The organism is Candidatus Amarolinea dominans (assembly GCF_016704685.1).
In the GTDB taxonomy this organism is placed as follows: Bacteria; Chloroflexota; Anaerolineae; order SSC4; family Amarolineaceae; genus Amarolinea; species Amarolinea dominans.
The window spans coordinates 1-23,043 of sequence record NZ_JADIZS010000063.1; the positions used below are offsets into that span (position 1 = coordinate 1).

21 protein-coding genes are annotated in these 23,043 nt (G+C 62.5%); 13 read left to right on the top strand and 8 right to left on the bottom strand.

Going from position 1 to position 23,043, the window contains the following annotated elements; all coding sequences use genetic code 11:
• Window positions 1–259: 259 nt before the first annotated feature.
• Both IPF85_RS23905 and IPF85_RS23910 read right to left on the bottom strand, forming a co-directional pair.
• On the bottom strand, window positions 260–763 hold the full coding sequence (locus IPF85_RS23905) for a hypothetical protein (RefSeq protein WP_343410555.1): 504 nt from the start codon (window positions 761–763) through the stop codon (window positions 260–262).
• Between the two features lie 30 nt (window positions 764–793).
• A complete protein-coding gene (locus tag IPF85_RS23910; RefSeq protein WP_343410556.1) occupies window positions 794–967 on the bottom strand; it encodes a hypothetical protein in 174 nt (57 codons plus the stop codon).
• Between the two features lie 22 nt (window positions 968–989).
• Between IPF85_RS23910 and IPF85_RS23915 the strand changes: the two genes are divergently transcribed.
• From IPF85_RS23915 to IPF85_RS23925, 3 genes are all read left to right on the top strand, one after another.
• Window positions 990–1,751 (top strand): hypothetical protein, encoded by a 762-nt coding sequence (locus tag IPF85_RS23915; RefSeq protein WP_343410557.1) that lies wholly within the window; start codon window positions 990–992, stop codon window positions 1,749–1,751.
• Entirely contained in the window at window positions 1,748–1,954 is a 207-nt protein-coding gene (locus tag IPF85_RS23920) for an acyl-CoA thioester hydrolase/BAAT C-terminal domain-containing protein (protein ID WP_343410558.1), read from the top strand. The genes IPF85_RS23915 and IPF85_RS23920 overlap by 4 nt, the downstream gene beginning before the upstream one ends.
• 221 nt (window positions 1,955–2,175) lie before the next feature.
• Window positions 2,176–2,823: a GyrI-like domain-containing protein gene (locus tag IPF85_RS23925; protein WP_343410559.1), complete on the top strand. Its 648-nt coding sequence runs from the start codon at window positions 2,176–2,178 to the stop codon at window positions 2,821–2,823.
• A gap of 78 nt (window positions 2,824–2,901) precedes the next feature.
• On the opposite strand, the gene IPF85_RS23930 is transcribed toward IPF85_RS23925, so the two are convergent.
• From IPF85_RS23930 to IPF85_RS23955, 6 genes are all read right to left on the bottom strand, one after another.
• Window positions 2,902–7,278, bottom strand: a complete 4,377-nt coding sequence (locus IPF85_RS23930) for an endonuclease/exonuclease/phosphatase family protein (RefSeq protein ID WP_343410560.1) — start codon at window positions 7,276–7,278, stop codon at window positions 2,902–2,904.
• Window positions 7,279–7,556: 278 nt separating this feature from the next.
• Entirely contained in the window at window positions 7,557–10,364 is a 2,808-nt protein-coding gene (locus IPF85_RS23935) for a dockerin type I domain-containing protein (protein ID WP_343410561.1), read from the bottom strand.
• A 167-nt stretch (window positions 10,365–10,531) separates the two neighbouring features.
• Window positions 10,532–10,882 (bottom strand): hypothetical protein, encoded by a 351-nt coding sequence (locus IPF85_RS23940; protein ID WP_343410562.1) that lies wholly within the window; start codon window positions 10,880–10,882, stop codon window positions 10,532–10,534.
• Window positions 10,883–10,973: 91 nt separating this feature from the next.
• Window positions 10,974–12,620 (bottom strand): right-handed parallel beta-helix repeat-containing protein, encoded by a 1,647-nt coding sequence (locus IPF85_RS23945; protein ID WP_343410563.1) that lies wholly within the window; start codon window positions 12,618–12,620, stop codon window positions 10,974–10,976.
• A 147-nt stretch (window positions 12,621–12,767) separates the two neighbouring features.
• Window positions 12,768–13,958 carry an ATP-binding protein gene (locus tag IPF85_RS23950; RefSeq protein ID WP_343410564.1) on the bottom strand — a complete coding sequence of 397 codons (1,191 nt, stop codon included), beginning with the start codon at window positions 13,956–13,958 and terminating at the stop codon, window positions 12,768–12,770.
• Between the two features lie 68 nt (window positions 13,959–14,026).
• On the bottom strand, window positions 14,027–14,200 hold the full coding sequence (locus IPF85_RS23955; protein WP_343410565.1) for a hypothetical protein: 174 nt from the start codon (window positions 14,198–14,200) through the stop codon (window positions 14,027–14,029).
• Between the two features lie 112 nt (window positions 14,201–14,312).
• Here IPF85_RS23955 and IPF85_RS23960 point away from each other — a divergent pair, with 112 nt between their 5' ends.
• The 10 genes from IPF85_RS23960 to IPF85_RS24005 all read left to right on the top strand — a co-directional run bounded on the left by IPF85_RS23960 (window position 14,313) and on the right by IPF85_RS24005 (window position 22,768).
• A complete protein-coding gene (locus IPF85_RS23960) occupies window positions 14,313–14,615 on the top strand; it encodes a type II toxin-antitoxin system Phd/YefM family antitoxin (protein WP_343410566.1) in 303 nt (100 codons plus the stop codon).
• Window positions 14,616–14,669: 54 nt separating this feature from the next.
• Window positions 14,670–14,996, top strand: a complete 327-nt coding sequence (locus IPF85_RS23965; RefSeq protein WP_343410567.1) for a nucleotidyltransferase domain-containing protein — start codon at window positions 14,670–14,672, stop codon at window positions 14,994–14,996.
• 14 nt (window positions 14,997–15,010) lie between these two features.
• Entirely contained in the window at window positions 15,011–16,255 is a 1,245-nt protein-coding gene (locus IPF85_RS23970) for an AAA family ATPase (protein WP_343410568.1), read from the top strand.
• Window positions 16,248–16,589: a HigA family addiction module antitoxin gene (locus IPF85_RS23975; protein WP_343410569.1), complete on the top strand. Its 342-nt coding sequence runs from the start codon at window positions 16,248–16,250 to the stop codon at window positions 16,587–16,589. Before IPF85_RS23970 ends, IPF85_RS23975 begins: the two co-directional genes overlap by 8 nt.
• A gap of 379 nt (window positions 16,590–16,968) precedes the next feature.
• Entirely contained in the window at window positions 16,969–18,825 is a 1,857-nt protein-coding gene (locus tag IPF85_RS23980; protein ID WP_343410570.1) for a DEAD/DEAH box helicase family protein, read from the top strand.
• Between the two features lie 7 nt (window positions 18,826–18,832).
• The gene (locus IPF85_RS23985; RefSeq protein ID WP_343410571.1) at window positions 18,833–19,633 is read left to right on the top strand and encodes a type I restriction-modification enzyme R subunit C-terminal domain-containing protein; all 801 of its coding nucleotides are present in this window, start codon (window positions 18,833–18,835) and stop codon (window positions 19,631–19,633) included.
• A gap of 161 nt (window positions 19,634–19,794) precedes the next feature.
• On the top strand, window positions 19,795–20,055 hold the full coding sequence (locus IPF85_RS23990; RefSeq protein ID WP_343410572.1) for a nucleotidyltransferase domain-containing protein: 261 nt from the start codon (window positions 19,795–19,797) through the stop codon (window positions 20,053–20,055).
• 4 nt (window positions 20,056–20,059) lie between these two features.
• The gene (locus IPF85_RS23995; protein ID WP_343410573.1) at window positions 20,060–21,682 is read left to right on the top strand and encodes a class I SAM-dependent DNA methyltransferase; all 1,623 of its coding nucleotides are present in this window, start codon (window positions 20,060–20,062) and stop codon (window positions 21,680–21,682) included.
• Window positions 21,683–21,719: 37 nt separating this feature from the next.
• Window positions 21,720–22,034 (top strand): hypothetical protein, encoded by a 315-nt coding sequence (locus IPF85_RS24000; RefSeq protein WP_343410574.1) that lies wholly within the window; start codon window positions 21,720–21,722, stop codon window positions 22,032–22,034.
• 77 nt (window positions 22,035–22,111) lie between these two features.
• Window positions 22,112–22,768, top strand: coding sequence for a hypothetical protein (locus IPF85_RS24005; RefSeq protein WP_343410575.1), 657 nt, complete (start codon window positions 22,112–22,114; stop codon window positions 22,766–22,768).
• Window positions 22,769–23,043 lie beyond the last annotated feature (275 nt).

The following is a 23,043-nucleotide window of genomic DNA, read 5'->3' on the forward strand; positions in this document are numbered from 1 at the left end:
AGCCATGTCAACTCGTTGTGGACTTGTTGTGCCTCAATCGTGATACTCATTTTGACCTCACTCACAGCGCCCGCGTATCATTTCTGCTCGACTCTATTCTATCACGATTTAGATTTCGCGCAACCACACCTGCATGGCTCCCGCCGCGCGATTGGTCCAGGCATAATACGGAATGGCTGTGAGCGCGGGGGTCTGGCGCGGCGCGGGGTCCGCCGGCTTCGCCGTCCGATAGAGATGACCGGGCCGGCCGTCAGGTTGGTCAGGGTGACGTTGGCGGGCGTCGCCTCCAGAGTGGCGCACGAGCGACGGTCGTGATCGGTGGCGCGGGCCGCGGGCGGGAACTCCGCGTTGGCATGCACCACATCGAACAGGGCAAACCCGGCCTCTCGTTGGGGGTCAGCAGGTGATTGCTGATCAGAATATGATCGAGCACCTGGGCGTTGCCGTCGTAGACGTAGCTGTACCGCTGCTCAGCGGTCGGCAGTCCCGTGATCAGATCGGTCAGCACACCGCCCTTGGAGGTTGCCAACGGCGTGGAGAACTGAAAGTCGTTGAAGTCGCCGAGCGCCACGATATTGGCGTTGGGGTCGAGAGCCAGGATGGCGTCTACGAAGTCGTTGACGATCTGCGCCTGCTGGTTGCGCTGGATCTCGGAGACCAGCACCGGCGGCTGGGCAAAGCTAAACAGCGGGTCGTCGCCGCTCTTCGAGTTGAAGTGATTGGCGATCAGGAACAGGGTGTGCCCGATTTCAGGTTGGCACAATGCTGTATTCGATGGTAGAATTACATCATGTTACATCGGCATCTCACCCATCAGCAATTCACCCTGGCCGCCATTGACGACGTGATCGCGCGCGGCAAGCGGCGGGACTGGGCCGAACTGCGTCGGGCCGCTCTCGATGACCGCACTGTGCTGGAAAAAATACTGCGGGTGTGCCAGCCGCAAGTCGCTGATCCATATGCGCAACGTTATCATTTCTGGAGACAATATGCCGAGCGATATCTTGCCTGATTGGGAGCAAGTCCTCGCTTCTGCCGCGCATTTGCAGCGCATCTTGCCAGGCGCTGTGCTGGTCGGCGGAAGCGCCGCGTCGGTGTACGCGCAGCATCGCCTGTCTACCGATGCCGATCACGTGCTGACCGATCTCCGGCAGCGCTTCGACCAGGTGCTGGCCGAACTGGAATCGGTCGCTGGCTGGAAGACGGCCCGCGTCAAGCGGCCGATCCAGATTCTCGGCAACCTGGATGGTATCGAAACCGGCGTGAGGCAATTGATCCGAAGTGAGCCGTTGGAAACGACCCGGATCGAGTATCGGGGCGAGAAGATCACCCTGCCGACGGAAGCCGAAATGCTGCGGATCAAGGCTGTACTGATCCTGCGCCGCAATGCCACGCGCGATTATCTCGATTTTGTCGCGTTGGCCGATCACATGGGCGTGGAGAAAATGATCGAGGCCCTGCGGCCTTTCGATGCGCTTTATCCTCAGCCAAACGAAGAATCGGCCTTGCAGCAGTTACAGATTCAGCTCGCCAATCCGCTGCCGTATGACCTCGAAGAACTCAACCTGAGCGAGTACAAGAATCTCGATGCGCGCTGGCATGAATGGCAGGCCGTCAAAGCCGTGTGCGCCGACTGCGCGACTCAGATTTTCGATCATATCGTTGGTCAAGAGCCGTCCCAGACTCCCAGCTTACCTCAATTGGTCCCTTCTGCGGTCAAATACACCCCCGACACGCCTTTCGAGGCATGACACCCTCCTGGTTTATCCCCTATCGCCACGAGCACCTGGCTTACGACGATGCCGGCCACGGGCTGGCTCTGCCCAACCTGCCGACGACCGCCATCAACAGCGGGACGATCCTGCTCGGTGGCACGCCGCAAGCCACGGCCGCAGCAAACGCAGACGCGTGGGCGAAAGTGTTGGAATTCCTGAAGCTGGATTCGAGGCTTTAGCCGGTTTCTCTGGACTCCGAGCACGACCGGCTAATCCCATAAGGAGGCTTCGCACAGCCTCGATTCCGGATTGCCAGGGCCGAATCTTCTTCAACTCACCACAAAAGCGAGTAGGAGCGATGACTGCACATAGGACCACTCTGATCAAACGCCACCCGCTGGCTACGTTCTGGGCGCCGTGGCACAATACGGCCAGATGGCGCCCCAGGAGGTAATTCACCATGACGATGCTAGACTTGCGCCAGCAGTGGAAACATCTGTACGCGCCATCCGCCAACAAGGTCGTGTTGGTGGATGTGCCGGAGCTTAAGTTCCTGATGATTGACGGCCGCATCGAGCCGGGGCAGGCGCCGGGCACGTCCCCGGGCTTCGAGGCGGCGGCGGGCGCGCTCTACAGCACAGCCTACACCCTCAAGTTCATGTCGAAGCTGCGCAAAGAGGACCCGATTGACTACCCGGTGATGGCATTGGAAGGGCTATGGTGGGTGGAGGGCGAAGAATTCGACATCTCCACCGCCTGGGAGGCCTTCACGGACCGGTGGGTCTACACGCTGATGATCATGCAGCCCGACCACATCACGCCAGCCATGTTCGCCGAGGCGGTGGCGCAGGCGGCCAGGAAGCGGCCCAACCCCGCGCTCGCCCGGCTGCGGCTGGAGTCGTTTCGCGAGGGCCTCTGCGTGCAGACCATGCACATCGGCCCCTACGCCACGGAACCGGCGACCGTCGAGCGGATGCACCGGTGGGCCGCTGAGAACGGCTATCGCATGACCGGCAAACACCACGAGATCTACCTGGGCGATCCGCGCCGCACCGACCCGGCGAAGCTGAAGACGGTGCTGCGGCATGGGGTCAGGGAGGAGATCTGAGATCGGAGACCGGAGATTGGGTTTTGTGGAAGGGGGAACTCTTCCAGTCTCCAATCTCCAATCTCCGGTCTCTACTCTCTACTCTCCGGTCTCTACTCTCCCCTCTCCACTCCCCGCCGCCGCATGACCACCGCGGCCAGGGCCAGCAGACCGACCAGCGCCAGCCAGCCCAGCGGCGAGGTGAGCGGGCCGGCCGTCAGGTTGGTCAGGGTGACGTTGGCGGGTGTCGCCTCCAGGGTGAAGCGCACGAGCGACGGATCGTGATCGGTGGCGCGGGCGCGGGCGGAACTCCGCGTTGGCATGCACCACATCGAACAGGGCAAACCCGGCCTCGTTGGGGGTCAGCAGGTGATTGCTGATCAGAATGTGATCGAGCACCTGGGAGTTGCCGTCGTAGACGTAGCTGTACTGCTCAGCCGCCGGCAGTCCCGTGATCAGATCGGTCAGCACGCCGCCCTTGAGGATTGCCAGCGGCATGGAGAACTGGAAGTCGTTGATGTCGCCCAGCACCACGATGTTGGCGCTGGGGTCGAGAGCCAGGATGGCGTCTACGAAGTCGTTGACGATCTGCGCCTGCTGGTTGCGCTGAACCTCAGAGACCAGCACCGGCGGTTGGGCAAAGCCGAACAGCGGGTCGTCGCCGCTCTTCGAGTTGAAGTGATTGGCGATCAGGAACAGCGTGTGCCCGTTGAAGGTGAACTCCGCGGCCAGCGGTTTGCGGCTCGAATTGAAGGCCGCGCTGGTCGGGTCAATACGGCCCGGGCTGTAGTTCAACTGCGCACCGGAACCGCCCATGACCACGCCGTTGGCCGTAGTGGAGGTGGCGCCGGGCCGATCCACGAACGCGATGCCGCGGTCGGCGCGGAAGAGGAAGCCGACGCGGATGTTGCCGCCCGGCTCGCCACCGTCTTGATCGTCCACCGGATCCACGTTGCGGAAGTCATACGTGGGGCCGCCGGCGGTCTGAATGGCGCTGATGAGCAAGCCCCAGGTGACGCTGGCCTCCACCACACTGGTGTTGGCCGGGCCGTCGCTGTCCTGCACTTCTTCCACGGCCAGGATGTCCGGTGCGGCCAGATTGGTGACGATCTGGTTGGCCAGCGCGGCGAACTTGGCCGGCGGGTCGGTCGGGTCCAGGTTCTCCACGTTGAAGGTCGCCAGGGTGATCTGATCGTCCGTGCGCGTGATGGTGGTGGATTCGGGCGTCAGGCCGCCGCTCAGCGGGCTGGGCAGCGGCGCGGTGTTCAACAGCTTGAAGTTGCCGAAGCCGTAATCGAGCACGCCCACGATCGCGCCGGGGAAGGAGTCACCCACAAGGACATCGGGCGGATTGGGTGTGATGACATCGTCCAAAATCACGCGCTCGGGGTTGAAGTCATTGGCCTGGATGACGATGCCGCCGCGTGGCGTGCGCAGACTCGCGCCCGCGCCGCCGTCCACCAACACCGCGATCTCGCCGAAGGCCGTGGTTGCCCCCACCGCCACCGCGTCGTTGACCTGCACCAACATGCCTTCCAACGCTTCGTAGAAGTCAATGCCATCATTGTCCGGGTCGAAGACGCCATCGGTTTCGACGTTGCTGGCGTCATCCTCGATGATCTGCGTGGGCGGTTGGCGACCGCCGCTGCCGATGATGATCGCCGCGGGCAGGGGATTGCCGCTGCTCTGCACAGTCACGGTCGGGTTGATGAGCCGCGTGATGGTCAGGTTGTTGGTGTCGGGCCGGAACTCTTCGACCTTGCCGTTCACCAGCACAGACTGGCCGACCAGCACCGTGGGCGCGCTGCCGGTGCGCACGAAGATGCCCTCGGAAGTGGCCGGATCGGAGTCCTCCATGATGACCGGCTCTTGCAGGTTGAAGCCGTCGCTGCGCAGTGCGGTGACGATGCCGGCCAGGCCGCTCACCGTGCGCCCGTTGAGCAGCGAGAGATGGCGACCGCCCTGAATCGCGCTGATGTGCATGGCGCTGTCAACGACAGTCGCCAGCGGCGCGCCGTAAGTCGGCGTCACGAAGTTGGTGGCGCTGATGCTGTAGCTGCTGTTGATCACGGTCGTCACGCTGGCCGTGGCGGTCACGGCAAAGCGCACGTTGACGGTGCTCAAGTAGGCCAGGCTGGCGACGTTCCAGGTGACAACGCCGCCGCTTTCACTGCCGCCATCCAGCGCGTAGGCGAAGGTGGTTGCAGCCGGCACAGTATCCTGGATGACCAGGCCGGTCAGTGGGTAGCCCAACTCGTTCTTGACCGTGACGGTGTAGGTGAAGAGGCCGCCCGGCGCCACCAGCACCGGCGCGTTCTTGGAAATGGTCGGTTTGTCCACATCCAGACCGATGTCCGGGTTGTAGCGCGGCTGCAGCTTGTAGTTGCTGAAGGAGAACCAGCCGACGCCACGGATAAAGTGGTAGCGATCGGTCGCGGCGGGGACATAGGTCATGTCGCCGTCCTTGTTGCCCAGGTCATCGGCGCGGGTGACGCCGCTGCCATCATCGAACGACCATTCGCCGCTGCCCAGGGCCGGGTTGACCACGGCTGCGTCGTGGAATTCGATGAGCACGCTTTCCCACTGCTCCGCGCTGGCCGCGGTAATCAGGCTGCCGGTGGTGGTGGCCGCCGGGACGGGCACAGGGTTGCCGCTGCTGATGATCTGGAACGCGTTGGCGCCCGCGCCCATGTCCATCTCGGTCATGTTGAAGTATTCTTTGATCAGGCCCAGGACGCGCACGTGCGTGCCTGCGGGCGCCGCGGGGATGCCGGCCGACTTGAAGATCTGCAAGCCACTCCAGGGCCCGCCGCCCGGCATTTCGATGACCATGGTGCGGTTGGGGCTGATGTTGTCAATCTCACCCGGCTCCGCGGTGACGATGCCCTCGGTCCACACGGTCTGGTTGGTGTATGGCGAATCGCCATTCAGCGCCGGGTTGGGCACGAACTGAATGTCATAGATGGAAACCAGACGGTACATGCCGGTGGTTGCCTGGTCGCTGTTGCCGGCCTGGTTATCGCCCGGCGTGGTGGTGCTGGCGGTCATCTGGTTGATCAGATTGGTGGCGTTGGCGATACCGGCATCGGTTGCCGCCGTCACATGGAAGGTGCGGCTGCCCGCCGCGGCCAGGGTGCCCAGGTTCCAGACATAGACGCCTGCGCTCGGATTGGTGGGCGTCACGCCGCTATCGTCCGACACGTAAGTCGTGCTGATGGGCAGAGTGTCAGTCACGGTGACGTTGGCCGCGTCGGCCGAGCCTTGATTGTTGACGATCAGGGTGTAGGTGAGGGACTCACCGATCACGCCGACGGCCGGGGCCTGCTTGTCAACCACCAGCTCAGGCGCGCCGACCGTGGTTTCCCAGCTACTGCTGTTGTTGCCCGCCGGGTCGCCCGCAGTCGTCGTGGTGATTTCCATCGTATTGGTCACCGTGCCGGTGCCTGCGGTGGTAACATGCAGGGCGATGGTGACGCCCGCGCCCGCGGCAATGTCGCCCGCGTCCCAGGCCAGGCTGGGCGGCGTGCTGTCGGTCAGGGTGACGGCGGTCGAGCTGCTGAAGCTGACGTAGCCAAAGCCGGCGGGCAGGGTGTCGCTGATGGTCACGCCGGCCGCGGCGCCGGTGCCAATGTTGTTGGCCTGCAGGTCGTAGACGATCTCCTCGCCGGGCGCGGCCGCGGCCGGGCCGGTCTTGATCGCGGCCAGGTCCGGGTTGGTGGCCGGCGGGCCGGCCGTGACGGAGAAGTCGTCCACGCCCACCCATTCATCGCTGCCGACCGCGTTGGAAGTGATGACGCGCAACTGCACCTGCGGTTGATTATCTGCCGCGGCGGGCAGCATCACGTTGATGGGCGTCACCAGGGTGGCCAGGCTGGGGCCGGTGGTGGCATCGGCCACGAACGCGGCCGGCACGTTGGTGAAATCGCCGCTGGTACCGACGCGATAGTGCAGCGCAACCGGCTGAATCGCGTTGTCAATGGACCCATCCACGTCGCGCAGATTGTACTGCACCTGGATGCTGCTGAGGCCCGTCGTGTTGATGTGGAAGAGCAGGAAGGGCGCGTCCGCCGTGCCGGAGCCTTGCAGGGCCACAACCGGGTTGGCGATTTCGAATTCAGCCACCCCACCACTGGTCAAGGTGCTAGGGTTGGTCTGGTTGGCAATCACATCAATCGCGGTGAAGGTGGTGTCGGTGATGATGGTCTGCGGGTCAACGGCGGTCGGCGAGGAGCTTGGCAGGTAATCGCCCAGGTAGCCAAGCACGCCGGGCACGGCCGACCAGTCATCGTTGACGGTGATGAGACCGGTGTTGCTCCAGTCCTGCGCGAAAGGCAGGGTCTGGTAGGTGTTGTTCACGGGGGCGACATTTGCTGTCTCCAGCGGCAGGGCGGCTGCCGTGGGGAGAGTGGGGAGCACGAAGGCGGTGAGCAGGAGGAGTGACAGGATCACACGCAGACTTCGTCGTCGAAGGGTCATGGCTGATGCTTTCCTTTCTTCTGGCTATTCTCTTCTGGCTATTCTCTTCTCTAATCTCGATTCTCTTACACGATTCTCAGTGGCCGTGTTTGGCAGGTGTGACCACAGCAGAAAGCTGTGGCCGTCCACCTCTCCAGGTACGCCACCGGGACCATTTTACCACCAAAGGGCGCAATTGGTCTAGTCATACTGCAAGCGGGCACGAATTGCGCCTGACCCCTTAGGCGGAAGGGTGAAGTCTATTCCCGCTTGCAGTATATCAAATCGAAAATCGAATCTTATGCCTGGCAGCTCCATCCCCAGCGGCGGGTGACGAGCATCACATCCACGATATCCACATCGCCGTCCTGGTCCATGTCCAGGGTGGGGTTGACCGTGCCCCAGGCGGAGGCGACCGCCTGCAGGTCGAGCAGGTCTACGACGCCGTCACGGTTGACGTCCTCCACGTAGCTGACGCAGACCTGGCCGGTATGGCCGAGGCCGTCGGTGTAGGTAAACAGGCCGACGTCGCTCATCTGGCGCTCGTAGATGCGCCCCGGCGCCATCATACCGCCGTCCCAGCCCAGGGTGTTGCTGATGGGATTGAGCGCGCTCAGGGGGTGCAGGCTTGGATTTTCGTTCTGCTGCATCAACACTTCGGGCGGGGCCAGCCCGTCTATCTCGGCCAGCCACTGCACCGCGCTGCCCACCGTCAGCGTGACCGTCTGCGGCTGTGGCCCGGCGGCCGCCAACAGCACAGCGCTCAGCGGCGTCTGCGGCAGCGGCGTGTAGGGCACATTGACATGCACGATCTCGTCCACCACCTCGATGACGGGACTGCGCCAGGGCTGATAGCCCGCCTTGCCATCCACCTGCAGGTAGTAGAAGCCGGGCGGGGTGAAGAAGGCGAAGTAGCCATCAGCGCCGGTCACTTGCGGGTTGACCTGGTCGTTGTACAGGTGCGCCGGCCACGGCACCCAGCCGCCCCACGCGGTGTTCGACACGTAGGCCGTCACGGTGACGCCGGCGACCGCGTGCAGGGTGGGCGTGATCGGATCGAAGCCTTGCGTCACGTCGAACACGTAGCCGTCCGGGTCAATCAGGATGCGGCCTGAGGACGAAACCAGGTTGGCGCCGCACTGCGCCCAGAAGACCACGGTGTGCGCACCGCCGGTGACCGCAAAGATGAAATCGGGATAGGCGCCGGTCGGGTCGTAGCGCACGCCGTCGGCGATCATCCAGACGCTGGTGGGCGGCGCGGTGGTGCCGGAGGCGGGCGGGCAGTTGCAGGCGCGCAGATGCATCGTCGTGTTCCAGAAGCCGTAGATGCCGGGCATGCGCCAACCCTGCGTCGAGTATTGCCCGCTGTTGTCCCGGAAGTAGAAGGTCAGGTGTTGTCCTGCCAGCGGGCCAACCGTGGGCGTGCCCTCCCAGATCGAGTGCTGCGGACACCAGAAACTCAGGGGCGGTTCGAGGGTGATGGCCGAGCTGACGGGGCTGCACTGCCCGCCGGCCGTGCAGGCCTGGGCGCTGAGGAGGATCGGCGCCGCGCCGCTGTAGGTTTGGGTGGCCGAGAACAGACCCGTGGCATCGGCCTGCACCTGCAAGACGGGGTTGCCGTCAAGCAGCAAGTGGACGGTCATGTTGGGCTGCACTTGCCCGTGTATCTCGTAATCGCCGGCGCACATCTCACCGCTGCCAGGGGACACGAGCAACGGCACAACGATGGGCACCTGCGTGACGGTCAGCGCAGACAGATCGTAGGGGCCGGCGTGCAGCGCTGCCGTGTTCGTCAGCACATCGCCGGACTGCGGGTTGTCATCACGCGTGCTGATCTCGATCTGACCGGCTTCGCCGCGCGCCACCGGCTGCTGCGTCTGCCAGGTCAGCGTCTGCCCGGCCTGCCCAAAGCTCATCGCCGGATAGTGAATCTCGCTCTGAAAGGTCAGCGTCGCGGGCAGGGTGTCGGAGATGGAAACGATGAGCGGCGGCGGGTTGACCAGGATGCTGCCGTAGTAGTAGCGCAGCAGGTAGCGCTGGATCATGCTGCCGGTTGGGATGCCGCCGGGCTGCGGCGGCGCGACCGTCCACTGGGGAGGTAAGGCAATTTTATCGAAGGTGAACACGTTGTCGCGGTGAAAGGTGTAGACCTGGTTGCCGCTGTAGTCCGTGATAAACAGGCTGGCGCCATCGGAGGAGATGTCAATCCCCGCCCATGAGAGTCCGGTAAAGCCGGTCATCATCTCACTGACATCACCAATCGCCTCGCCGGCGCTGAGGTGTACCCGCAGCACCTTGTCCGTTGCGGCGTCAAGCACCAGCAGATCGCCATTCAGTGGGTCAACGACGATGCCGACCGGTTCAGCGATGGGGGTATTGGTTGCGATCAGGGTCAGGACAGGGCCGGCATCCAACCGATAAATGGCGCCATCGGCCGCGCCTTTCGCGTCAACGAAGTAGACAGATGAATCACTGATCGCAATGTCCACGGGATCAACCAGGGCGCCGCCGCCGTCTGGGTCCGTGTAGATCTGCACCTCGCCTTCGGCCGTTGCCGGCGACCAGCGCCAGATTTCATCGCTGCCTGCATTGCCGCGATCAACGACCAGGGCCTGACCCGGGCTGACGATGGGGCCGGTGTAGCCGGCCGGTGCGATGGCCATGCCCACCGGGTCATCGTCGCCGCTGTGAAAACCGCTCACCCACGTGCTGCGCGTCGTGCTGCCGAAGGCGCTGCGATAGATGTTGCCGCCGTAGTCTTCCGAGAGGAAGATATCGCCATCGGTTGGGTCAATGACGGCCGCGGCCGGGCGATCCGCGGTCACGATTTGAGTCAGCGTGCCGTCCGCGTTGATGCGGTTCAGGCTGCCGCCGCTCCCCGGGCGCCTGGTATAGTAGAGCAGCCCGTCCAGAGGGTTGTAGTGGGCAGCCATCGGATTGGCGGCGCTGACCGTTCGGATCAGCGTCCAGCCATCCTCCACGATGGCGACATTGGGAACCTGGGGTGCGTTTATCGGGCTGGCAACGGTCGGCTGCGCCAGCAGTATCAGTGCCAGCAGGCCCAGGATCAGGCAAAACACAGGGGGGCGGTTGAATAATGGACTCATCGGAAATCACCTCCAGCGCGCGTATCTGCACAGCGCAATGCTGCGCTCTGCCTGGGGCAATATAGCAAAGAAGCGTTTAGAGATCGTATAATCGAGTGATGTTTGGAACTCCGGAGTAAACAGGCAAGAGGCAATCGAGGTTGCCGCTCGGAGGCGCCGTTACCAAATCAGGCATCCAGCGAGGTAATGTAGCGCTGATAGGCCTTGATGAGCGCCTGCTCGATCGTGGCGTGCAGCGGCGTTTCGACGGCGGGCTTGCGTTGGCCCGCGGCCAGCACCTGCTTGGCGCAGCGCTCGCACAACAGGTAGCCGATCAACACACCGCGCGGGCGATAGATGAAGGCGTTGAGCGACAACGTGTCTTCGCCCTTGAACTTCATGGCGCCCACTGCGCGTCCGCAGCCAGGACAACCATTGTCAACGTAGAACCATTGACTCTTGACAGCGCTGCCGAATTGGGCTTTGGCCAGGGCAAACATTTTGGCTAAAGCAGCATGGGCTTGATCTTCTGGGTGCATCGTGTATCCTTTCTGGTATAGATGACTTGATCGTATCAGAAACCGGAAATTTTGTCAACACATTGATATTTTTGGGGGTAAAAATGTCATCTCAAGTGACGGAGACCACGAGGGGCAGGTAGGAGCGCCGGAGCGTGCTGGCGTCCTGACCGGTGTAGGCGCCGGGCGGGCCGCTGGCGGTGCGCGGATTGCCGGCGCGATCCGTCGCGACGGTGTTGTCCAGGTTGCCGGCCGGAACCGGCGGGGTCAGCGATGCCCAGGCGGGGAAGGCGGGAATGGCGAAGGTGGTCACGCCAAACACGCTGCCCCCGGCAACCGGTCGAAAATCGCCGTGGGCGGGATCAACCAGGGCCGGCTCGATGGTGTTGATGGCGTTGTCGGCGCGCAGTTGGTCAGCATTGCAGGTGGGGTTGCCGGCCTGGCAGGCCTCGCCGCCTTCGATGCCGAGCGGCAGATCGGCCGGGCCGTTCCAGATGAGGTTGCCGCGTATCTGCAAGTTGTCATCGGTCCTGGCCGGGGCGGGGATGTTCGAGCCGGGCGAGGGCTGGCGCGGGCCGTAGATGGCGAAATGCTGCCACTGGCTCTGCACGCCCGCGGGGTTGTAGAGGATGTTGTTGAACACGTAGAGGTTGCGGTTGGGGATCGGCTCTTCCTGGCTGTTGGCCGTGCCCCAGCCGCCCGCGCTCTGATTGGCGCTGCACCGCGCCGTGTCGCCATCGCACGTGCGCAGGCCAAAGACGAACTCCATGCCGTGGCTGCGCGTGCCGACGCGGTAGAGCGTATTGTAAGCCAGCAGGATATTGTAACCGCCGTTGACGCCAAACCCGGCGCCCTCTGTGTCATGCACCACGTTGTTGATGAATTTCAGGTCGTAGGCCTCGTAGTGCAGCCAGGGCGACACCATGTACTCGAAGCCGGTGCCCTGGCCTGCGGTGAACCCGCCGGTGCCGCAGTCGTAGATCTCATTGCCCTCGATCCGGTAATAGGCCGAGCCGCCCTTCAGGTAGATGCACCAATCATCGGCGGTGTGAATCCGATTGCCCACGATGTGGCCGTACTGCACGGCCACGAAGTCAATGGCGTTCTCATAGCTCCCGCCGATATCGCTGTCCTCGATGTAAACATCCCGCGACTGGTTGACCTTGATCGTCTCATGCGCCTGGCGATTGCCGCCGTCGAAGCGCACCCCGCGCAGGAGCAGATGGTCGCACAGTTCGCAGTGAAAGACATCGCCCGCGTTGCGCACCTCCAGATCAATCCAGTACAGGTAGCGGACATCGTACACGTTGAGCGAGCCTTGCAGCCGCGCGGCCAGGGGGCCATCGGCCGATTGGATGATGATGGGCGCGGTTTGCGTGCCATAGCGCTGTTCCCAATAGACCGGAAAATAGTCTTCAGTGTAGTCTCCGGCCACCAGCCAGATGCGGTAGCCGTTCGTCAACGGCGTTGCGGTGGGAATCTGATTCCAGGCGGCGCTGATGGTGCGCAGGGCCTGGTCGCGGCTGGCGCCGCTGTGGCTGTCAGCGCCATGAACCGGGTCAACCCAGAGATCGGTCATCAGCGCCGGCGCACCGATGTCGTAACGGCCCGCGCTGTCGGCGCTGGCGTGCGGAAGATCAGTCGAACGCACCGCGGCCGTGGGCGGCGGCGCACTGGCGCCCGGCGCGGGCGCAGAGCCGCACGCGGAACTGGCGACAAGCAGCATAAGCGAGAGCAGGATGAGACGGAAAGCGCGCATGGGTGAACCTCTTTTCGTGTGGATGCAGAGGTATTGTAGCGCAAAGCGGCCGCGAATCCCAAACGGCGTCATCATCTAACGCTGTTCGTTTCTGTGACGAACTGAGGACTCGTTCGGGGCTTCTGATGGTGACCTTCGTTTTACCAATTACCAACAGAAACGATACCCGTTCTCCAGGTTGACGACGAGAGATTGGGTTGGCTGGTAGCTGGCGAATGCGCGCGAGAAGCTGGCTTTGCCGGTGGTCGTAGTTTGCATCGCCCATAGTTCCTGGCGCTGAACGTTTTCCAACACCAGGTCAATTTCATACCCTTCGTGAGTCCGCCAGAAGTAGGTGTTGAACGGACGGCGCGCGTACAGGTTGCGTTTCAACAGCGCAGCTACGACCAGGTTCTCGAACAGGGCGCCCCTATCGTCACGCGCATCGAACGGCGTGAAGCGATTGATGACGGCGTTGCGGATACCCAAATCCCAGAAGTAGACTTTCTGCTTTGCGTTGATTTCGCTGCGCAGGTTGCGCTCGAAGGGCGGCAGCCGAAAAACCAGGAAGTATTTTTCCAGCGTCGCAATGTACTGCTCAACGGAGTTGCGACCCATGCCCAGTTGGGATGCTAACTCGTTCAGATTGACCAGGTTGCCAACCTGGTGCGCCAGCAGCGTCATCAGTTTGATGAGCACCTGGGGAGCTTTCAGGCGCTCGAACAAGAAGATGTCCTTGTAGAGCGCACTATCCAGAATATCGCGCAGCTTGGCTTGCTTCTCCTCGACCGCAGGCCGCGTTATGATCTCTGGATAGGAACCGTAAACGGCAAATGAACGCAGCCATTCGTTCAGCGCGTCCTGCTGCGTGATGCGCTCCGGGAACGTGAAGGGGTCATCAATCTCGATACCCATCACTTCGCTCAACGTCAACGGCAGCAGCTCGATGAAGTATTTGCGGCCGGCCAGGCTGTCGGTCAGGTTCTGCAGAAGAAGCAAGGAGGAAGACGACGTCGCGATCACCTTCACACGCGGAAAGTGATCAAAAATCAATTTCAGCAGTAGATCAATTTGGGGAAAGCTCTGGATTTCATCCAGGAAGAGGAAGGCTCGGCGCTCAGGGACAAAGCCAAGCTCGGCGAAGATACGTTCCAACCGCGCGGTCGCAGGCTCACCGAAAATGGCCTGGGCCGTCGGGTCGTCCAGGGTATAGAAAATGGTTGGATGCGACGGCTGAATCTGCGCGTGCAGCTTGCGCAGGAGCGTTGTCTTCCCCACGCGTCGCGGCCCGTACAGAACCAGGATTTCCGGCGTTTCCAGCAGCGAAAGGAGCCTTTTTTCGACAATTCTGATGTACATAGGTGTATCTTATCAAACACTGGCAAATTTGTCAATAGACAGACAGTTTTAGGGGTAAAAATGTCATCTCAGGTGACGGAGACCACGAGCGGCAGGTAGGAGCGCCGGAACGCAGCAGCGCCCTGACCGGTGTAGGCGCCGGGCGGGCCGCTGGCGACGCGTGGGTTGCCGGCCGGGACCGGCGGGGTCAGCGATGCCCAGGCGGGGAAGGCGGGAATGGCGAAGGTGGTCACGCCAAACACGCTGCCGCCGGCTGACCGAGCTGCAACGCCGGCTGTACGCGGTGCGGCGTAACGGCGTCGCCGTGTTATAATTCATAGCAAACTTTGTAGTGCTATTCAAAGTGAGGCAGCTATGCATCAAATCATTGGCGTCACCGACTTGCAGCGCCGATTTCGCACCATCCTCGATGAGGTCGTCAAGAATCATGTGCCCTACGTGCTCACGCGCGGCAGCCGGCCCGAAGCGGCCATCATCCCCTATGAGGACTTTGCGCAGTTCCTGGCCTGGAAGGAGCGAGATGGGCGAGGCGCGGGGTGTGCTGCGCCGCTTCGGCGGCGACTCGCAGCGGTTCCGCACAACGATGGCGGAGTTGCAGCGCCGGCTGTACGCGGAAGCGGCGTAGGGCGGCTGTATGGTATACTTCAACGAAGGTAAGGAATGAGAAGGAAATGAGAAGGAAATGAGAAGGAAATGGAGGGTGGGCCAGGAGTGACCGAGCGTGCAAGGTTGGACGCTTCGCTCAAAGAGATGGTCCACCGGATTAGGGCCACCGGAAACCCTCAGAAGATCGTCTTGTTTGGCTCGCGCGCACGCGGTGACGCACGGCCCGATAGCGACTATGATCTGCTGCTGATCGAGCCGTCGGACCAGCCGCGCTACCGCCGCGCGGCGCGCTACCGTCGCGCGCTGGTCGGCCTGGCGCCGGCCAAGGACATCCTGGTGTGGACGCCGGAGGAGGTGGCCGAGTGGCGCGAGGTGCCCAATGCGTTCATTACCGCGGCCTTGAGCGAGGGGATGGTCCTCTATGAATCCTGATTGCATCCGATGGCATGTCATCTGAACCGATCCAGTGGTACAATAGCCGCAAAGTACGCAGGAAGCAGAGAGGTGCCGCGATGTATATCAGCAGAGTGATCCTCAAAAACATCCGTGGTTTCGCAGATCTTCAATTCGATCTGACGCGCGCCGGCGGAAGCTACGCGGGGTGGACCGTGTTTACCGGCGATAACGGATCCGGGAAGAGCTCACTCCTGAAGGCGATTGCTGTGGGATTGACAGGCAGGGATACGGCGCGTTCATTGCAGCCAAGTTTCCACGGTTGGATTCGCGATGGCGCCGACGATGAGGCGGCGATCCAGCTCGAAATCGTGCGGGTCATTGACGATGATGCCACATCTGAATCTGGGCGAAACCCATCTTCCCGCTTCCCGGTCAAACTCACACTCACGAATGGCGGCAAGGAGCCAACGTTGCAAGCCACCATTCCGCCGGGGAAGCCGCGCAACTACGCAACACCTGAGCGCACTATCTGGTCGCCTGATGCCACGGGCTGGTTCTCGTGTGGGTATGGGCCGTTTCGCCGCGTGTTCGGTGCATCGCCAGAGGCCACGCGCCAAATGGTCGCACCAACCACTGAGCGCTTCGTGACGATGTTCCAGGAGGCTGCGTCGCTGGCCGAGGTTGACCAATGGCTGCGAAATCTGAAGCACAAGGAGCTCGAGAACCGCGCGGCCGAGCGTGAGCAACTGGCGCTGCTGCTGGAGATCCTGCGCGACGATCTTCTACCCAATCAGATCACGGTGGATCGTGTGGATTCCGATGGGCTTTGGCTCAAGGATCGCAACGGGGTACAACTGGCGTGGAGTGAGATGAGCGATGGGTACCGGGCGGCGTTGGCTCTGATCGCCGACATCATCCGGCACCTCGTCAGCGTATACGGCGTCGAGGGCCTGGCCGACAGAGGGACGGACGGCAGGATTTTCATCAGGCGCAGCGGCGTGGTGCTGATTGACGAAGTGGATGCCCATTTGCATCCGGAGTGGCAGCGCGAGATCGGCTTTTGGCTGAAACGCCACTTCCCGAATATCCAGTTCCTCGTCACGACACACAGCCCGATCATCTGCCAGGCCGCCGACCCCAACGGCCTCTTCGTCTTGCCTGAGCCGGGCAGTGACGTCGCGCCGCGCGCCCTAACTAAAGAGGAGTATGAGAAGGTCATTGCATCGCGGCCGGATACGATCCTGTTGACGCCGGCCTTCGGGCTGCATGCGTCGCGACCTTCCGACCATGACTGAGAAAGAATTGCTCTTCGAACCCGATTGGCTGTCCCCACCCGGTGATACGATCGCTGATGTCCTGGAAGAACGCGGCTGGTCGCGGGTGGAATTCGCGCAGCGAATCGGCTATACCCCGAAACATGTGAATCAGTTGCTCCGCGGTAAGGCTCCGATCAGCGAAGATACGGCCTTGCGGCTCGAGCGCGTGCTGGGCAGCACTGCGCGCTTTTGGCTGCAACGCGAAGCGGAGTATCGGGAGGCGCTGGCCCGGCGTGCCGAAGCAGTGGCCCTGAGGAAGCGGACGCTTTTGCCCGCAACTTCCTCATCCCGCCGGCGCAAGCGAGACAACTGACGGAGATGCGCTCCGAAGCGTCAGTCGTTCAATTCGCCAGAGGGATCGGGATCGCGCCGGGGATCGTCGTCGGCCGGATGCAAAAGGAGGGCTGGCTGCCCTGGTCGCATCTCAACGGGTTAAAAGTACGCTACACCTGGACACAAGAATAGCACCGCCAGTGCCCGATGCTGCGATCTGCTGACCACAAGAAGCACAGAGAGCAAAAAGACCCTTTGACGAACTGACGCTGCATGATTCGACGCCGCGCGGACAGGTTCATCGTGATTTGTGAGCCGCGCGGCGTTTTCTGGAACTGGCATCCCTGTGATAAACTGAGAACTCGAAGGGGCATCTGGCCCCAGTCTCATGTCGTCTCTCTTTCACGATAGAGTCGCCCATGCCGCTCAACGAAGCCGATACGCGCGCCCAATTGATTGATCCCCAGGCTCAACAGCGCCGGCTGGACCGCAGTTGGGCGTACACCGCGGGCAAGATCGTGCTGCGCGGGGATCGCGCCGAGCGTCTTCCCCCCAAACGCGTTGATTACCTCCTCCGCTACACCGACAGCCTGCCCATCGCCGTGGTGGAAGCCAAAGAGGAGGGAAAGCCGGCAGTGGCTGGCTTGCAGCAGGCCAAGGCGTACGCGCGCGACCTGGGGCTTGCCTTTGCGTTCGCCACGAACGGCCAGGAGATCATCGAGTGGGATGCCTTCACCGGCAGCACGCGACTCGCGAAGCGGTTCCCCAACCCTGAGGAGCTTTGGCAGCGCTGGCAGATCAACACCGGCCAAGGTGAGCCGGGCTCCGGGGAGGATGAACGCCCGGTCTACAGCGTGGACGCCGCGCAGGCCCGGCGGCGCAATCCGCTCCTGCACCCCTACGCGCCAGCGGAGGCGACCCGCGGCAAAGAGGTGCGCTATTTCCAGGAGGTTGCGGTGCGCGAGGTGCTACGGCGCATCATGACCGGCCAGAAACGCATCCTGCTCACCATGGCCACCGGCACGGGCAAGACCTTCACCGCCCTGCAAATCGTGTGGAAGCTGCTCAAGTCGGGCTGGCTGGGGCAAAAGAAGGGCGGCCATCCGGTGCGTGTGCTATTCCTGGCCGATCGGGTGGTCCTGCGCGATCAGGCGTACAATGCCTTCAGCCCGTTTGCAACCACTGCCAGCGACCCGCGCCTGCTGCTCGACGAAAACGCCAAACGCCCCAGCCTGCACCGCGAGATTTACTTCGCCATCTACCAGACGCTCTGGAACGAGGACGGGCGGGGCAAGCGCTTCTTCGAGAAGTTCCCGCCCGATTGCTTCGATCTGATCATCATTGATGAGGCGCATCGCTCCGGCTTTGGCACGTGGCGGGAAATCCTGGACTATTTCGTGGGCGCCATTCAGCTTGGCATGACCGCCACGCCGAAACAGGACGAGAACATTGACACCTACGCCTACTTCTGCTCGGAGGAGACAGCGGTTGCCGTGGATCCCGCGCACGCCGAAAAGGGCAGCTTTCACCCACCGGCCTACGTGTACAGCCTCGGGCAGGGCATCGAGGACGGCTTCCTGGCGACCTACAAGGTGCATCGCATCCGCACGGACCTGGACAAGCACGGGTTGCACATTCATGAGGCCGTCGAAAAGGGCGCGGAGGTCTTCGTACCGGAAGATGCCGTGCTCAAGGATGCTTACGATACGCCTCAGTTCGAGCGCTCGGTGAGCCTGCCGGACCGCACCGCGGCCATGACCGTCCATCTCGCCGGTTTGCTGCGGCGTTTCGGCCCGCTGCAGAAGACGATGGTGTTCTGCGTGGACATGGAGCACGCCCAGGAAGTGGCCCGGCTGCTCAACAACGAGTTCGTGGACCTCGGCTTCGGAGATGATTACGCGGTTGCCATCGTCAGCGACGAAGGCGCGAGCGCGCGGCGCCGCCTGGCGCAGTTCCAGGACAGCGATAAGCCGCTGCCGGTCGTGGCGACCACCGCTGAGCTGCTCTCCACCGGTGTGGATGTGCCCGCGGCGCGCAATATCGTCTTCATGAAGACCCTCTCCTCGCCGATTCTCTTCAAGCAGATCATCGGTCGCGGGTCGCGCGTCGACCCGGACAGCGGCAAGCTCTGGTTTCGCATCATCGACTACTCCGGCGCGACCCGGCTGCTCGACCCGAAGTGGGACAAACCGCCAGATGCGGTCAAGCCGCCGATTGACGAACGGCCCCGCACCGCCAGTTTGACCGGAACCGTTCCGCCTGGCGGAAAGCGGTGACCTGCTGGTGGGCGCCAGCGTCGCGGTGCTGGTTGGCCCCAACGAACAGGTTGGCCCGATCTTGACGGATGACCAGGGGCGCTACCGCTTCGACAGGCTTCCAGTTGGCGAAATGAAGCTGATCGCTAGCGGCCCAAAGCTGGTGCGCCGCGAGCTGCAGATCATGACCCATGCCGGTGCGGAGACGATGTTGGACATCGATCTCAAACCGGCCGGTGAGCAGACCGACCGGAAGATCAGGGTCACGGGACTGGAGGTGACTATAGCCGATGAGGCCACGTTCATCGTGGCCGGCGTCAACGAGCCGATGTCGTTGGAGCAATACCTGGACTACACGCGCAGCAAGGTCGCCGGCTTTGCGCCTCACTGGAACAAGCTGCTGGCGATTTGGGGCGACGGGGAACAGCGCCGCATCTTCCTGGAGCAGTTGGAGCGGTCCAGCATTGACGTTGATGTCTTGGCCGAGGTGCTCAACCACCCCGAAGCCGACCAGGCCGATTTGCTGGCGCATCTGGCCTATGGCCGGCCGCTGGGCAGCCGTGAAGAGCGGGCAAACGCCTTTCGCCGCCGGGAAGGGGCCTGGCTGGGCACACATACCGAAGAAGCCCGGACGGTGATCCTGGCGTTGGTGGACAAATACGTCCTGGGCGGGCTGCGAGAGATGACCGACCCGGCGGTGTTCCGCGTCAGTCCCTTCCGCGAGATGGGCGAGGCGCGGGGCGTGCTACGGCGCTTCGGCGGCGACCCGCAGCGGTTCCGGGCGACGATGGCGGAGTTGCAGCGCCGGCTGTACGCGGAAGCGGCGTAGGGCGGCTGTATGGTATACTTCAACGAAGGTAAGGAAATGAGAAGCAAATGGAGGGTATATGGCAGGGTCAGGAGTGACCGAGCGTGCAAGGTTGGACGCTTCGCTCAAAGAGATGGTCCACCGGATTAGGGCCACCGGAAACCCTCAGAAGATCGTCTTGTTTGGCTCGCGCGCGCGGTGACGCACGGCCCGATAGTGACTATAATCTGCTGCTGATCGAGCCGTCGGACCAGCCGCGCTACCGCCGCGCGGCGCGCTATCGTCGCGCGCTGGTCGGCCTGGCGCCGGCCAAGGACATCCTGGTGTGGACGCCGGAGGAGGTGGCCGAGTGGCGCGAGGTGCCCAATGCGTTCATTACCGCGGCCTTGAGCGAGGGGATGGTCCTCTATGAACAATGGGCCCTCCCCGGATATGATGGCTGACCGCATGACCATCACCAAACGCCAAACCAACGAAACCCTGCGCAGCGACATGTGGCGCGCGTGCGATATCTTGCGCCGCGACAACAACGTGGGCGGGGTGATGCAGTACACCGAGCACCTGGCTTGGCTGCTCTTCCTCAAATTCCTGGACGAGGAAGAGCAGGAGCGCCTGGCCCAGGCCGCGCTGGGCGAGGGCGAGCATTATGAGCCGGTGCTGCAGGGCGACCTGGCCTGGGACGCCTGGGCCGGCCCCGAGAAGTTGGCGACCTGGAGGGTCGATGACCTGATCCAGTTCGTGCGCGGGCGGTTGCTGCCTGGGCTATCCACCCTGACCGGCTCGCCGTTGGCCCGCACCGTTGCGCGCATCTTCTCCGATGAGAGCGTGGGCGACCAGAACGTGGTGCGCAACGTGCCGGTGTGCGCCTCCGGCTACAACCTCAAAGACGTCCTGACGATCATCAACAGCATCCACTTCGGCAGCGATGACGACATCTACACCATCTCACAGGTGTACGAGGATCTACTGGAACGCATGGGCGCGGAGAACCGCATCGCCGGCGAGTTCTACACCCCGCGGTCGGTGATCCGCTTCATGGTGGATGTGATCGCGCCGCAGATCGGCGAGACGGTCTACGACCCGGCCTCGGGTTCGGCGGGCTTCCTGGTGGCCGCGTATGAGGCGATGCAGCCGCAGGAGCGCACCAGCGATGACCGCGAGACCCTGCAGCACCGCACTTTATTCGGCCAGGAAAAGAAGGGGGTTTCCGCGCTGTTGGGCACGATGAACATGGTGCTGCACCGCGTGGCCACGCCAAACATCACCCGCACCAACACCCTGGAAGAATCGGTGAAGGGGAGCGTGAGCGGCCGTTTCGACGTCGTGCTGACCAACCCACCGTTCGGCGGCACCGAGGGCGGCCACATCCAGCAGAACTTCCCGGTGAAGTCCAACGCCACCGAGCTGCTCTTCCTGGAGCACATCATCAAGAAGCTGAAGCACACGCCGGACGCCCGCTGCGGCGTGGTCGTGCCCGAAGGCACCCTGTTCCGTGGGGGCGCGTTCGCGGAGGTGAAGAAGGACCTGCTGGAGCAGTTCCACCTGTTCGCCGTGGTGAGCCTGCCGCCCGGCACCTTTGCGCCCTATTCCGACGTCAAGACCGCGCTGCTCTTCTTCCAGCGGCCCGACCGGGTGGCGGAGCGCAACCCGCTGGCCCGGCACGAGACGTGGTACTACGAACTGCCGCTGCCCGATGGGGCTGAAGAAGTTCAGCAAGGGCAGCCGGATTCAGGACGAGCACTTCGCCGGGGCACGTGCGGCCTGGGCCGCGTGGCGGCGTTGGCTGGACGGCGAAGGCGAGCGCCCTTCCTCCTCGCCGCCGACGCCCGCGCTGCGGCGGAGAAGGGGCGGGCCGCCAGCGCGGACGCCTGGGTGGAGAGCGCGGACGACCTGAAGGCCCGCGGTTACGACCTGAGCGCGCGCAACCCCGTGCTCAACGAGCGTGAGGCGCTGCCCCACCCCGCCGAACTGACCGCCCGCCTGCTGGAGCGGACGCGCGAACTGACGAGCATTTTGGAGAATCTGCACGCGATGGTGAGCAACGGCGACGAGGCATCGAATGGCGATTGACTGGCAGCTACCGAGGATCAGGGCCAAGAACACTTGATTGGCTCGTAGCGCTGGAGGAATCGGCCCAAATCAGGCCGCGGCTGATCATCCTACGACGCTGTTCAATTATTGGGGTCTGGATGCCATTCAGAAAGGGCAGTTTGAAGAACCTCAGCCCAACCTTGTTCCTGGGTCTCAGGTTGCCAGCACTTGTGTGCGCTTCGGATCGCAGCATGTTCTGTACTCGAAGCTGCGTCCCTATCTCAACAAGGTTATTGTGCCGTCAGTCGAAGGTATTGGAACAACAGAGTGGGTTGTCCTCAAACCCGATCCGGCCCTGATTGACCGACGCTTTTTGGCGTATAAAAGGTGAACACACCGTTTGTGACCTTGCAAGCGAGAGCAGTACTGGCGCAAGAATGCCACGAGCGCGGAAAGAGGCCCTCGGGGATGCTGATCATCCCTTCCCTGGCCCCGACGCCCCGACCCGCTCCCTGGAAACCCAGCGCCGCATTGTCGCCCGCATCGAAGCGCTGTTTGAGAGCCGCGGGAGCGCGGCGGCTGCATGCGGAGATCGTGGCGGATACGGGGCGGATGATGGAGGCGGCACGTCATCAGATGTTTTTTGTATTGGCAAGCCGTTCTCCTGTGGCCCCGTTTTCGGACATTGCGGACAGCCGGCTTGGCAAAATGCTCTCGCAGATATCGAAGAAGGGTGCCCATTCCAGACCATATCTCCGCAACGCGAACGTTCTTTGGGATGATTTCAGGCTGGACGATGTCTATGAGATGGACTTTCTGCCCGGCGAACAAGCCGAATTCATGCTTCAACCTGGCGATCTGTTGATCTGCGAGGGTGGCGAAATCGGTCGCGCTGCTGTGTGGAAGGGCCAGATCGAAGAATGCTACTTTCAGAAGGCCTTACATCGAGTACGACTGAAAGACTCGAAATCATCACCGCGCTATCTCATGCACTTTATGGGCATGGGCGGCCAAGAACGGAGCTATCTCGGAACTGCAGACGGGTTCCGCAATCCCTCACTTAACAGGCGTCAAACTCAAGACACTGATGTCATTTGGCCGGAGCCAACGGTGCAGCAGCAGTAACAGCTGTGCTCGACAGCATTCAGCGAGATACCACCGAGATGCAGACGATCCAATCTGAAAACGCTGCATTGCTCCAACCAGATGGAACAGGCCATCCTAACCCAAGCGTTTTGGCGAGAGTTGTGACTGATGCATAATCTGGCTGAACTCTTCAGGAGATACATGATCATGAAACTACGCAAACTAACCATCAAGAACTTTCGCGGTATTCGTGAAATGGAATGGAATCTGACCGGCGACATGATTTGCTTGATTGGGCCAGGCGATTCGACCAA